Annotated in this window: 11 protein-coding genes; all 11 read left to right on the plus strand. The window is 72.7% G+C overall.

The window, feature by feature from the left end:
* The first annotated feature begins 305 nt into the window (after nucleotides 1–305).
* The 11 genes from BX286_RS30010 to BX286_RS30060 all read left to right on the plus strand — a co-directional run bounded on the left by BX286_RS30010 (nucleotide 306) and on the right by BX286_RS30060 (nucleotide 12446).
* The gene (locus BX286_RS30010) at nucleotides 306–2081 is read left to right on the plus strand and encodes a DUF5941 domain-containing protein (protein ID WP_079430631.1); all 1776 of its coding nucleotides are present in this window, start codon (nucleotides 306–308) and stop codon (nucleotides 2079–2081) included.
* Nucleotides 2078–2830 carry a sugar phosphate nucleotidyltransferase gene (locus BX286_RS30015; RefSeq protein WP_079430632.1) on the plus strand — a complete coding sequence of 251 codons (753 nt, stop codon included), beginning with the start codon at nucleotides 2078–2080 and terminating at the stop codon, nucleotides 2828–2830. The genes BX286_RS30010 and BX286_RS30015 overlap by 4 nt, the downstream gene beginning before the upstream one ends.
* Complete coding sequence (locus BX286_RS30020) at nucleotides 2818–3879, plus strand: iron-containing alcohol dehydrogenase family protein (RefSeq protein WP_121016857.1); 1062 nt, start codon at nucleotides 2818–2820, stop codon at nucleotides 3877–3879. Before BX286_RS30015 ends, BX286_RS30020 begins: the two co-directional genes overlap by 13 nt.
* Entirely contained in the window at nucleotides 3857–4636 is a 780-nt protein-coding gene (locus BX286_RS30025) for a CDP-alcohol phosphatidyltransferase family protein (protein WP_079430634.1), read from the plus strand. The genes BX286_RS30020 and BX286_RS30025 overlap by 23 nt, the downstream gene beginning before the upstream one ends.
* Before the next feature lie 8 nt (nucleotides 4637–4644).
* Nucleotides 4645–5517 (plus strand): glycosyltransferase family 2 protein, encoded by an 873-nt coding sequence (locus tag BX286_RS30030; protein ID WP_079432059.1) that lies wholly within the window; start codon nucleotides 4645–4647, stop codon nucleotides 5515–5517.
* Between the two features lie 109 nt (nucleotides 5518–5626).
* A complete protein-coding gene (locus BX286_RS30035) occupies nucleotides 5627–6562 on the plus strand; it encodes an ABC transporter permease (protein ID WP_100862454.1) in 936 nt (311 codons plus the stop codon).
* Nucleotides 6555–7337, plus strand: a complete 783-nt coding sequence (locus BX286_RS30040) for an ABC transporter ATP-binding protein (RefSeq protein ID WP_079430636.1) — start codon at nucleotides 6555–6557, stop codon at nucleotides 7335–7337. The genes BX286_RS30035 and BX286_RS30040 overlap by 8 nt, the downstream gene beginning before the upstream one ends.
* 328 nt (nucleotides 7338–7665) lie before the next feature.
* Entirely contained in the window at nucleotides 7666–8616 is a 951-nt protein-coding gene (gene hpnC, locus BX286_RS30045; RefSeq protein WP_079430637.1) for a squalene synthase HpnC, read from the plus strand.
* Nucleotides 8613–9563, plus strand: coding sequence for a presqualene diphosphate synthase HpnD (hpnD, locus tag BX286_RS30050; protein ID WP_100862452.1), 951 nt, complete (start codon nucleotides 8613–8615; stop codon nucleotides 9561–9563). Before hpnC ends, hpnD begins: the two co-directional genes overlap by 4 nt.
* Before the next feature lie 337 nt (nucleotides 9564–9900).
* Complete coding sequence (gene hpnE, locus BX286_RS30055) at nucleotides 9901–11283, plus strand: hydroxysqualene dehydroxylase HpnE (RefSeq protein WP_121016859.1); 1383 nt, start codon at nucleotides 9901–9903, stop codon at nucleotides 11281–11283.
* A 62-nt stretch (nucleotides 11284–11345) separates the two neighbouring features.
* On the plus strand, nucleotides 11346–12446 hold the full coding sequence (locus tag BX286_RS30060; protein WP_398898831.1) for a polyprenyl synthetase family protein: 1101 nt from the start codon (nucleotides 11346–11348) through the stop codon (nucleotides 12444–12446).
* The last annotated feature ends 13 nt before the right edge of the window (nucleotides 12447–12459 follow it).

Here is a 12459-nt window from a genome sequence, read left to right on the forward strand (position 1 = left end):
GAAGGATCAGGCCCGGCCGGACGCCCGGGAAGACGGGGAGACGTACCGGAGCTCGCTGCGCACGGCAGCGATCGCTGCGACGGTCATCAATCCACCTCTTCCACGTTCTCTTCCAGGTTCCGGAGCGGCGTCCACCCTAACATCCGCCCGCAAAGCGGACGGATGGGGGCCGAACGGCTGATGAATGCCGTCTTCCATTCATCCGATAGCCTCTGCCGACAGCCGCAGCCGCCGCGCCGCCGCGCTTTCTGTAAGCCGCCCACGGGGCGCCCGCCCGGAATGTTCGTTGCAAGGAGTGAGTCCGTCTGTCGACCGTCATCCTCACCGGCCTGCCGGTTCCCGGATCACCGCTTGAAGACGAGCTCCGTTCGCTCGGGTTCGACGTCCGCCCGGTCCCCGCTCCCGAAGACGCCCCCGAGGCGCTGGCCGGCGTGCCCGCCGGGCAGCGGGTGGCCGTCGTCGACAGCGGCTTCGTCGGGCACCCGCACGCCCTGCGCCTGGCGCTGACCGACCCGCGCTTCGAGGCCTGCGCCGTGACCGGCGCCTTCGCCGTGCAGCCCGGCGCCCGGGCCGCCCTGGAGCGGGCCGCGGCCCTCGCCCCGGACGGCGAGGGCCCTTACGCGGACCGGCTCGCCGCGGCCGTCGAGGCCTCCGGGACCCCCGTCCAGCGGCCCGAGCTCGGCACGCTGGTCGCCGCCGTGCCCGCCGGAGAGGCGGAGCGCGCCGAGGCCCTGGCCGCCGTCGCGGCCGTGGACGACGAGGCGGTACGGCTGCGCAGCGCGGTGAAGGCCCGGGACGGGTTCTTCACCACCTTCTTCATCAGCCCGTACTCGCGCTACATCGCCCGCTGGTGCGCGCGCCGCGGCCTGACCCCGAACCAGGTCACCACCGCCTCCCTGCTCACCGCGCTGCTCGCGGCGGGCTGCGCCGCCACCGGCGAGCGCTGGGGCTACGTCACCGCGGGCGTGCTCCTGCTCGTCTCCTTCGTCCTGGACTGCACCGACGGGCAGCTCGCCCGCTACTCGCTGCAGTACTCGACGATGGGCGCCTGGCTGGACGCGACCTTCGACCGGGTGAAGGAGTACGCCTTCTACGCGGGCCTCGCGCTCGGCGCGGCCCGGGACGGCGACGACGTGTGGGCGCTCGCGCTCGGCTCGATGGTCCTGATGACCTGCCGGCACGTGGTCGACTTCTCCTTCAACGAGGCCAACCACGACGCCACGGCGAACACGAGCCCCACCGCCGCCCTCTCCGGCCGGCTCGACAGCGTCGGCTGGACCGTCTGGGTCCGGCGGATGATCATCCTGCCGATCGGCGAGCGCTGGGCGATGATCGCGGTCCTGACCGCCGTCACCAGCCCCCGGATCGTCTTCTACGCCCTGCTGGCCGGCTGCGCCTTCGGCGCGCTCTACACCACTGCCGGACGCGTCCTGCGCTCCGTGACCCGCAAGGCGAAGAGGACCGACCGGGCCGCACGGGCGCTGGCCGACCTCGCGGACTCGGGCGTGCTCGCCTGGGCCGGCGCCCCGCGCCCGGGCAAGCGGGCCTCGGCCGCCGCCCTGCCGATGGCCGCCGGGGCGGCCGTGGTGATGGCCGGCGGGGCCCTGGTCCGCGACTTCGGCTCGACCTCGCTGATCGCGACGGCGGGGCTCTACGTCCTCCTCTCGGGGGCTGCGGTCTCCACGCCGCTCAAGGGCCCCCTCGACTGGCTGATCCCGCCGCTGTTCCGCTTCGGCGAGTACGTCACCGTCCTCGTCCTCGCCGTCAAGGCGGACGTCCCCGGGGCCGTTCCGGCCGCATTCGGACTGGTCGCGGCGGTCGCCTACCATCACTACGACACGGTCTACCGCATCCGCGGTGGCTCGGACGCCCCCCCGCCCTGGCTGGTGCGGACGACGGGCGGTCACGAGGGCAGGGTCCTGCTGGCCACGGTCCTGGCCGCCGTCCTCGCCCGTGACGCGTTCCCCGTCGCGCTCACGGCCATGGCCGTGTTCGTGGCCGTGGTGGTGCTCGCGGAGAGCATCCGTTTCTGGGTCTCCGCCGGAGCACCCGCCGTACACGACGAAGGAGAACCCGCATGATCGGCCTTGTCCTCGCTGCCGGTGCCGGACGCCGTCTGCGTCCCTACACCGACACCCTGCCCAAGGCCCTCGTGCCCGTCGGCCCCGAGGGCCGGGAGGACAGCCTCACCGTCCTCGACCTGACCCTGGGCAACTTCGCCGAGGTCGGCCTGACCGAGGTCGCGATCGTCGTCGGCTACCGCAAGGAGGCCGTCTACGAGCGCCGGGAGGCGCTGGAGGCCAAGTACGGGGTCAAGATCACCCTGATCGACAACGACAAGGCCGAGGAGTGGAACAACGCCTACTCCCTGTGGTGCGCGCGTGACGTCCTGAAGCAGGGCGTGATCCTCGCCAACGGCGACACCGTCCACCCGGTCTCCGTCGAGAAGACCCTCCTAGCCGCCCGCGGCAACGGCCAGAAGATCATCCTCGCCCTCGACACGGTCAAGAACCTGGCCGACGAGGAGATGAAGGTCGTCACCGCCGACGGCCAGGGCGTGCGGAAGATCACCAAGCTGATGGACCCGGCCGACGCGACCGGCGAGTACATCGGCGTCACCCTCATCGAGCCCGAGGCCGCCGAGCAGCTGGCCGAGGCCCTGAAGACCACCTTCGAGCGCGACCCCGACCTCTACTACGAGGACGGCTACCAGCAGCTCGTCAACGACGGCTTCACCATCGACGTGGCCCCGATCGGCGACGTGAAGTGGGTCGAGATCGACAACCACGACGACCTCGCCAAGGGCCGGACGATCGCATGCCAGTACTGACGCGGCTGATCCCCTCGCCGGTCGTCGTCGACATCAGCCGCGGGGCGATGGACAAGCTGGACGGCATCCTCGCCGACCAGCGGATCTCCGCGTCCGGCCGGCTCGCGATCGCGATCAGCGGGGGCTCCGGGCAGGCGCTGCGCGCCCGTCTGGAGCAGGCCCTGCCGCACGCCGACTGGTACCCGGTCGTCGACGGCACCATCGACTCGGCGGTCAAGCTCGCCGACGACATAAAGGGCCGCCGCTACGACGCCGTCGTGGGCCTGGGCGGCGGCAAGATCATCGACGTGGCCAAGTACGCCGCGGCGCGGGTCGGGCTGCCCATGGTGGCCATCGCCACCAACCTCTCCCACGACGGCATCTGCTCCCCGGTGTCCATCCTGGACAACGACAACGGCCGGGGCTCCTACGGGGTGCCCACGCCGATCGCCATGGTCATCGACCTCGACGTGATCCGCGAGGCGCCCACGCGCTTCGTGCGCGCCGGCATCGGCGACGTGATCTCCAACATCTCGGCCATCGCCGACTGGGAGCTCTCGCACCGGATCACCGGGGAGTCCGTGGACGGCCTGGCCGCCGCCATGGCCCGCACGGCGGGCGAGTCCGTGCTGCGCCACCCCGGTGGCTGCGGCGACGACGAGTTCCTCACCGTGCTCTCCGAGGCCCTCGTGCTCTCCGGCATCGCCATGTCGATCAGCGGCGACAGCCGCCCCTCGTCCGGCGCCTGCCACGAGATCAGCCACGCCTTCGACCTGCTCCACCCCGGACGCTCCGCGCTCCACGGCGAGCAGGTCGGCATCGGCGCCGCCTTCGCCATGCACCTGCGCGGCGCCCGCGAGCAGTCCGGGCTCTTCGCCGAGGTGCTGCGCCGCCACGGCCTGCCCGTGCTGCCCGAGGAGATCGGCTTCAGCGCCGACGAGTTCGTCGCGGCCGTGGAGTACGCCCCCCAGACCCGCCCGGGACGGTTCACCATCCTGGAGCACCTCAACCTGTCCGCAGCCGAGATCAGGGACGCTTACGCCGACTATGCCCAGACCATCCGTAGCTGAACTGCGCCCCGTCGTTCACCCGGCGGGCGTCAAGGACCGGCGCAGTGGCGAGCACTGGGGCGGCCGCCTCTACATGCGCGAGATCTCCCTGCGCATCACCCGCCTCCTGGTCACCACCAAGGTCACGCCCAACCAGCTGACCTACGTGATGACCCTCGCCGGCGTCCTCGCCGCCCCGGCCCTGCTGGTGCCGGGCGTGTGGGGCGCCGTCCTCGGCGTGGTCGCCGTCCAGCTCTACCTGCTGCTCGACTGCGTCGACGGCGAGGTCGCCCGCTGGAAGAAGCAGTTCTCGCTCTCCGGCGTCTACCTGGACCGCGTCGGCGCCTACCTGTGCGACGCCGCGGTCCTCGTGGGCTTCGGGCTGCGCGCGGCCGACCTGTGGGGCGGCGGCCGGATCGACTGGCTGTGGGCCTTCCTGGGCACCCTCGCGGCCCTCGGCGCGATCCTGATCAAGGCCGAGACCGACCTGGTCGGCGTCGCCCGTCACCAGGCGGGCAAGCCCGTGGTCCAGGAGTCCGCCGCCGAGCCGCGCTCCTCCGGCATGGCCCTGGCCCGCCGGGCCGCCGCCGCGCTGAAGTTCCACCGCCTGGTCCTCGGGATCGAGGCCTCGCTGCTCATCCTGGTGCTGGCGGTCCTCGACCAGGTCCGCGGCGACCTGTTCTTCTCCCGCCTCGGTGTCGCCGTCCTGGCCGGCATCGCGCTGGTGCAGACGGTGCTGCACCTGGTGTCCATCCTCGTGTCGAGCAGGCTGCGGTGACCGCCCCGCTGCGCGTCGGTGCGGTGATCATCACCATGGGCAACCGCCCCGACGAGCTCAAGGCGCTCCTGGACTCGGTGGCCCGCCAGGACGGCGACCCCGTCGAGGTGGTCGTCGTCGGCCAGGGCGTCGAGGTCACGGGCCTGCCCGAAGGCGTGCGCACCGTGCACCTCCCCGAGAACCTGGGCATCCCCGGCGGCCGCAACGTCGGCATCGAGGCCTTCGGCCCCGGCGGCCGCGACGTGGACGTGCTGCTCTTCCTCGACGACGACGGCCTCCTGGAGCGCACCGACACCGCCGAGCTGTGCCGGCAGGCCTTCACCGAGGACCCCGAGCTGGGCATCGTCAGCTTCCGGATCGCCGACCCGGACACCGGTGCGACCCAGCGCCGCCACGTGCCCCGGCTGCGCGCCTCCGACCCGATGCGCTCCTCCCGCGTGACCACCTTCCTGGGCGGCGCCAACGCCGTCCGCACGAAGGTCTTCGAGCAGGTGGGAGCGCTGCCGGCCGAGTTCTTCTACGCCCACGAGGAGACCGACCTGGCCTGGCGGGCCCTCGACGCCGGGTGGCTGATCGACTACCGCGCGGACATGGTGCTGCTGCACCCGACGACCGCGCCCTCCCGGCACGCGGTCTACCACCGTATGGTGGCGCGCAACCGGGTGTGGCTCGCCCGCCGCAACCTGCCCGCCCCGCTGGTGCCGGTCTACCTGGGGGTCTGGCTGGCGCTGACGCTCGTGCGCAGGCCCTCGGCGCCGGCGCTCAAGGCCTGGTTCGGCGGGTTCAAGGAGGGCTGGACCACCCCCTGCGGTCCCCGGCGCCCCATGAGGTGGCGTACCGTGTGGCGGCTGACGCGACTGGGCCGACCGCCTGTCATCTGAGAAGCTCGCGTCTGGGACCATAAGCCCCGATCACGAAGCCCGATCACGGGTCCGGCGCTCCAGGCCCGATGCCCCACCTGCGCATCTTGAAGACGGAAAGTTTCAACTTGTGAGTGACACAACCCACGACGGCGCCCTCGCCACGAGCAAGCCGCCGTCCGACGACGCGGGGCTCAGCCCCGCGGAGCTCGCCAGGAAGTACGGCTTGTCCGTCAGCGGCGCGCGGCCCAGCCTGGGCGGATACGTGCGGCAGCTCTGGGGTCGGCGCCACTTCATCATGGCCTTCTCCCAGGCCAAGCTGGTGGCGCAGTACAGCCAGGCGAAGCTCGGGCAGATCTGGCAGGTGGCGACCCCCCTGCTGAACGCGCTCGTCTACTACCTGATCTTCGGCCTCATCATGAACGCGGGCCGGGGCATGCCGAAGGGCGTCTACATCCCCTTCCTGGTGACGGGCATCTTCGTCTTCACCTTCACCCAGAGCTCGCTGATGGCCGGCGTCCGGGCCATCCCCGGCAACCTCGGCCTGGTCCGCGCCCTGCACTTCCCGCGCGCCTCCCTGCCGATCTCCTTCTCGATGCAGCAGCTCCAGCAGCTGCTGTACTCGATGATCGTCGTGGTGATCGTCACGGTGGCGTTCGGCAACTACCCGCGGCTGTCCTGGCTGCTGGTCATCCCGACGCTGGCGCTCCAGTTCGTCTTCAACACCGGCCTCGCGCTGATCTTCGGGCGGATGGGCTCGAAGACCCCCGACCTCGCGCAGCTGATGCCGTTCATCACGCGCACGTGGATGTACGCCTCGGGCGTCATGTTCTCGATCAGCGGGGCCCTCAAGGGCCGGCACGTGCCCGGGTGGGTCACCGACGCCCTCCAGTGGAACCCGGCGGCCATCTACATGGACCTCATCCGGTACGCGCTGATCGACGACTACGGCGCGCGCAACCTGCCGCCGCACGTGTGGGCCTTCGCCGTCGGCTGGGCCGTCGTGATCGGCCTCGGCGGTTTCGTGTACTTCTGGAAGGCTGAGGAGCGTTACGGCCGTGGCTGACAACACCCAGGGCCGCGTGCCCACCGTCATCGCCGACGAGGTGCACATCGTGTACCGCGTCAACACCGGCAGCTCCGGCAAGGGCAGCGCCACCGCCGCGCTCAGCAAGATAATGCGCCGCGGCAAGGGCGACGCCCCGGGCGTCCGCCGGGTCCACGCCGTCCGCGGGGTCTCCTTCACCGCCTACCGGGGCGAGGCCATCGGCCTCATCGGCTCCAACGGCTCCGGCAAGTCCACCCTGCTGCGCGCCATCGCCGGCCTGCTGCCCTGCGAGTCCGGCAAGGTCTACACCGACGGCCAGCCCTCGCTGCTGGGCGTCAACGCCGCGCTGATGAACGACCTCACCGGCGAGCGCAACGTCGTCCTCGGCGGTCTCGCGATGGGCATGAGCCGCGAGCAGGTCAAGGAGCGCTACCAGGACATCGTCGATTTCTCCGGGATCAACGAGAAGGGCGACTTCATCTCCCTGCCGATGCGCACCTACTCCTCCGGCATGGCCGCGCGCCTGCGGTTCTCCATCGCCGCGGCCAAGGACCACGACGTCCTGATGATCGACGAGGCGCTCGCCACCGGCGACCGCAAGTTCCAGGTCCGCTCCGAGGCGCGCATCCGCGAGCTGCGGGAAAAGGCGGGCACGGTCTTCCTGGTGAGCCACAACAACAACTCCATCCGCGACACCTGCAGCCGGGTGCTGTGGCTGGAGAAGGGCGAGCTCCTGATGGACGGCCCCACCGAAGAGGTCGTCGCGGCGTACGAGAAGGCCAGCGGCCACTGACCCGCCGCCCCTCGCAGACAGGCCCCCGCCGCTCCGCGCGCCGGGGGCCTGGGCATGTGGCCGACATTCCGGGCGTGGTGGCCACCCGATAGTCCTGCGTGGTGTTGTACGGCGTAAGCTGTACCAGTTCTGAATCGCGCCAAGAGGGGACGATTCCCCGCAGCGGGTTCCCCCGGGACACTCCCGGATACTCCCCGGTAAACTCCGCGGCGTGTCCGAAATGGGATGACTTGGGTCGGCAGTGTAGAACGGGAGACGTGACGGCAATGGCTACGGGAATTCTGCGGCCCCCAGGCACAGCGGCCGTCCCGGCCCCGGGCGGCGGGCGGTGACCCCCGGGCACGGCGTCCGTCACCCGTCGGCCCCGGCCCCCGGCAGCGCCCCCGGCGCGCACGCCGGAGCCACCCTCGCCAAGGCCGCCTCGGAGAACTTCCCCGTCGCCCCCGCCTTCCTGCCCCGCGCCTGGCGCCAGGGCCTCATGGCGGTCTACGGCTACGCCCGCCTCGTCGACGACATCGGCGACGGCGACCTCGCCCCCGGCGGCCGCGACGCCGTCCTCCTCGGCCTCGACCCGGCCGCCGCCGACGACCGCCTCGCCATGCTCGACGCCTTCGAGGCCGACCTGCTGCGCGTCTTCGGCGGCACCGACGGCCCCCCGCGCCACCCCCTGCTGCTCGCCCTCCAGCCCGTCGCGCGCGAGCACCGCCTCAGCCCCGAGCACTTCCTCGGGCTCATCGAGGCCAACCGCCAGGACCAGCGGGTCGCGCGCTACACCACCTACGGGGAACTCCTCGCCTACTGCGAGCTCTCCGCCAACACCGTCGGCCGCCTCGTACTGGAGCTCACCGGCACCAGCACCCCCGAGCGGATCCGCCGCTCCGACGCCGTCTGCACCGCCCTGCAGATCGCCGAACACCTCCAGGACGTCACCGAGGACCTCGCCCGCGACCGGATCTACCTCCCGGCCGAGGACATGCGGCGCTTCCACGTCGCCGAGGCCGACCTCGGGGCCCGCTCCGCCGGAGCCTCCGTACGCTCCCTGATCGCCTTCGAAACAGAACGCACATACGAACTCCTGAATGAAGGCACCCCACTCGTGGGTAGCGTGCACGGCAGGCTACGGCTGTTGCTCGCGGGGTTCGTGGGAGGGGGGCGAGCCGCCCTGCGGGCGATCTCGGCCGCAGGCTTCGACGTCCTGCCCGGCCCGCCCAAGCCCACCCGAGGCCTGCTCCTCCGCGAGGTGGCCGCCGTCCTGCGCACAGCGCCGAGAAAGGGGTGAGCCCGAACGTGGAGGGCCCCAACCACGCGTCCGTCCCGTCCGCCCCGGTCCTCGCCGCCTACAGCTACTGCGAGGCCGTGACCGGAACCCAGGCGCGCAACTTCGCCTACGGCATCCGGCTGCTGCCCACCGACAAGCGGCAGGCGATGTCCGCGCTGTACGCCTTCTCGCGGCGCGTCGACGACATCGGCGACGGCACCCTCGCCCCCGAGGCCAAACTGGCCCGCCTGGAGGACACCCGCGCCGTCCTCGGCCGGATCCGGGCCGGGGAGGTCGACGAGGACGACACCGACCCGGTCGCCGTGGCCCTCGCGCACGCCGCCCGCCGCTTCCCCATCCCGCTCGGCGGACTCGACGAGCTCATCGACGGGGTCCTGATGGACGTCCGCGGCGAGGAGTACGAGACCTGGGACGACCTCAAGGCGTACTGCCGCTGCGTCGCCGGCGCCATCGGCCGGCTCTCGCTGGGCGTGTTCGGCACGGTCGGCCCCGGCGAGCACGCCGAGGAGTACGCCGACACCCTGGGCCTGGCCCTCCAGCTCACCAACATCCTCCGCGACGTCCGCGAGGACGCCGGCAACGGCCGCACCTACCTCCCCGCCGAGGACCTCGCCAAGTTCGGCTGCTCCGAGGGCTTCCGCAGCGGCCGGCTCCCCGCCGGCTCCGACTTCCCCGGCCTGGTCCACCACGAAGTCCGGCGCGCCCGCGCCCTCTTCACCGAGGGCTACCGCCTGCTGCCCATGCTCGACCGGCGCAGCGGCGCCTGCGTGGCCGCGATGGCCGGCATCTACCGCCGCCTGCTGGACCGCATCGAGCGCGAACCCGCGGCCGTGCTGCGCGGACGCGTCTCGCTGCCGACCCACGAGAAGGCGTACGTGGCCGTGCGCGGCCTCTCGGGCCTCGACGCCCGCACCATCTCCCGCCAGACCGCCCGGAGGCGCGCCTGATGCCGCCCACCCCGGCCCCGCCCACCCCCCACGTCCCGGCCCCCACCCCGACCGGGCCCGTCGCCCAGGCCCCGTCCGCCGCACCGGCCCGCATCCTCGGGCCGGTGCGGGGCTCCGCCCTGGCTCGGCCCGCGGCCCTGGCTGAGGGCTCCGGTCCGGCCTGCGGCGTGACCGGGCTGCGCCGATCGGGCCCGGGCCGTCAGGCCCCGGACCCGGTGGCCGTGTGCCCCGGCCGGGCAACCCGCGGGCACGCGGGCGCGTCCTATCGTCCGGGCTCCGCCCGTACCGCGGCAGCACCCTCCGGCCCCGAGGGCCGGCGCACCACACGGGAGGCATCATGAGCGGCAGCGGAACCGGCGGCGCCGTCGTCATCGGCGGGGGGCTCGCCGGAGTCACCGCCGCCCTCGAACTGGCCGACGCCGGACTGCGGGTCACCCTCCTCGAAGGACGCCCCCGGCTCGGCGGCCTCGCCTTCTCCTTCAAACGCGGCGACCTGACCGTCGACAACGGCCAGCACGTCTACCTGCGCTGCTGCACCGCCTACCGGTGGTTCCTCGACCGCGTCGACGGCGCCGCCCTCGCCCCGCTCCAGGACCGCCTCGACGTCCCCGTCCTCGACGTGGCCCACGCCGCCGGCCCCCGCCTGGGCCGGCTGCGCCGCAGCGCCCTGCCCGTGCCCCTGCACCTCGCCGCCTCCCTGGCCCGCTACCCGCACCTCTCCCTCGCCGAGCGGGCCTCCGTCGGCCGCGCCGCCCTCGCCCTGCGCCGCCTCGACCCCGCCGACCCGGCGCTCGACGGCCTCGACTTCGCCACCTGGCTCGCCCGGTACGGCCAGAGCCCGCGCACCGTCGAAGCGCTCTGGGACCTCGTCGGCATCGCCACCCTCAACGCCACCGCCCAGCAGTCCTCCCTGGGCCTGGCCGCCATGGTCTTCAAGACCGGCCTGCTCTCCGAGAACGGCGCCGCCGACATCGGCTGGGCCCGCGTCCCGCTCGGCGAACTCCACGACACCCTCGCCCGCAAGGCCCTCGACTCCGCCGGCGTGCGCACCGAGCTGCGCACCCGCGTCACCGCCGTCACCCGCGGCGAAGACGGGAACTGGCGCGTCGACACCGACGGGGAGTCCTTCGACGCCGGCACCGTCGTCCTCGCCGTCCCGCAGCGCGAAGCCCACGGCCTGCTGCCCCCCGGCGCCCTCGCCGACCCCGACAAGCTCCTCGACATCGGCACCGCTCCGATCCTCAACGTCCACGTCGTGTACGACCGCAAGGTGCTCCGGCAGCCCTTCTTCGCCGCCCTCGGCACCCCCGTCCAGTGGGTCTTCGACCGCACCGACTCCTCCGGACTCACCGACGGCGGCCAGTACCTGGCCCTGTCCCAGTCCGTCGCCCACGACGACATCGACGAGCCCGTCTCCATCCTGCGCGCCAAGTACCTGCCCGAACTGGAACGGCTGCTGCCGGCCGCCCGGGGCGCGAAGGTGCGGGACTTCTTCGTCACCCGCGAGCGCACCGCCACCTTCGCCCCCAGCCCGGGCGTCGGCCGGCTGCGCCCGGGCCCCCGGACCGACACGCCGGGGCTCTATCTCGCCGGTGCGTGGACCGCCACCGGCTGGCCCGCGACCATGGAGAGCGCCGTCCGCAGCGGCCTCGGCGCGGCACACGCCGCGCTCGCCGCGCTCGGCCGCCCCCGCGAACATCCTCTGCAGGAGGCGGTATGACGACCAGCACGAGCACCACCAGCACGACCCGCACAGCACGTACAGGAAACAGAGGAGAGCCAGTGAACCCGGGGAACCCGGCTGTCGAGAACACGGATGCCGACGCGGGCACGGCCGGCGGGGGAGCGGAGAAGACCGGCACCCTCGCCCTCCTCGAACGCGGCCGCACGCTGTCGACCCCCGTGCTCCGCGCGGCGGTGGACCGGCTCGCGGCGCCCATGGACACCGTCGCCGCCTACCACTTCGGCTGGATCGACGCCCAGGGCAACCCGGCGGACGGCGACGGCGGCAAGGCCGTGCGCCCCGCCCTCGCGCTGCTCTCCGCCGAGGCGGCCGGCGCCCCTGCCGAGGCCGGCATCCCCGGCGCCGTCGCCGTGGAACTCGTCCACAACTTCTCGCTGCTGCACGACGACCTGATGGACGGCGACGAGCAGCGCCGCCACCGCGACACCGTGTGGAAGGTCCACGGCCCCGCGCTGGCCATCCTCGTCGGCGACGCCCTCTTCGCCCTCGCCAACGAGGTGCTCCTGGAGCTCGGCACCGCCGAGGCCGCCCGTGCCACCCGCCGGCTGACCACCGCCAGCCGCAAGCTCATCGACGGCCAGGCCCAGGACATCTCCTACGAGCACCGCGAGCGCGTCAGCGTTCGAGAATGCCTCGAGATGGAGGGGAACAAGACCGGAGCCCTGCTCGCGTGCGCGGTCTCCATCGGCGCCGTGCTCGGCGGTGCGGACGACCGCACGGCCGACAAGCTGGAGGAGTACGGCTACCACCTCGGCCTCGCCTTCCAGGCCGTCGACGACCTCCTCGGCATCTGGGGCGACCCCGAGTCCACCGGCAAGCAGACCTGGAGCGACCTGCGCCAGCGCAAGAAGTCCCTGCCCGTCGTCGCGGCCCTCGCCGCGGGCGGACCCGCATGTGAGGAGCTTGCGAGGCTGCTCGCGGCCGACGCCAAGAGCAACGACTTCGAGAACTTCTCGGAGGAGGAGTTCGCCCACCGCGCCGCCCTGATCGAGGCCGCCGGCGGCCGTCAGTGGACCGCCGACGAGGCGCGCCGCCAGCACGCGATCGCCGTTCGAGCCCTCGACGACGTGGACATGCCGCAGCGGGTGCGCGAGCAGCTGGTCGCGCTCGCGGACTTCGTCGTCGTGCGCAAGAGGTGATCTTCGCCGGAAA

This window comes from Streptomyces sp. 3211.6, from assembly GCF_003634815.1.
In the GTDB taxonomy this organism is placed as follows: Bacteria; Actinomycetota; Actinomycetes; order Streptomycetales; family Streptomycetaceae; genus Streptomyces; species Streptomyces katrae_A.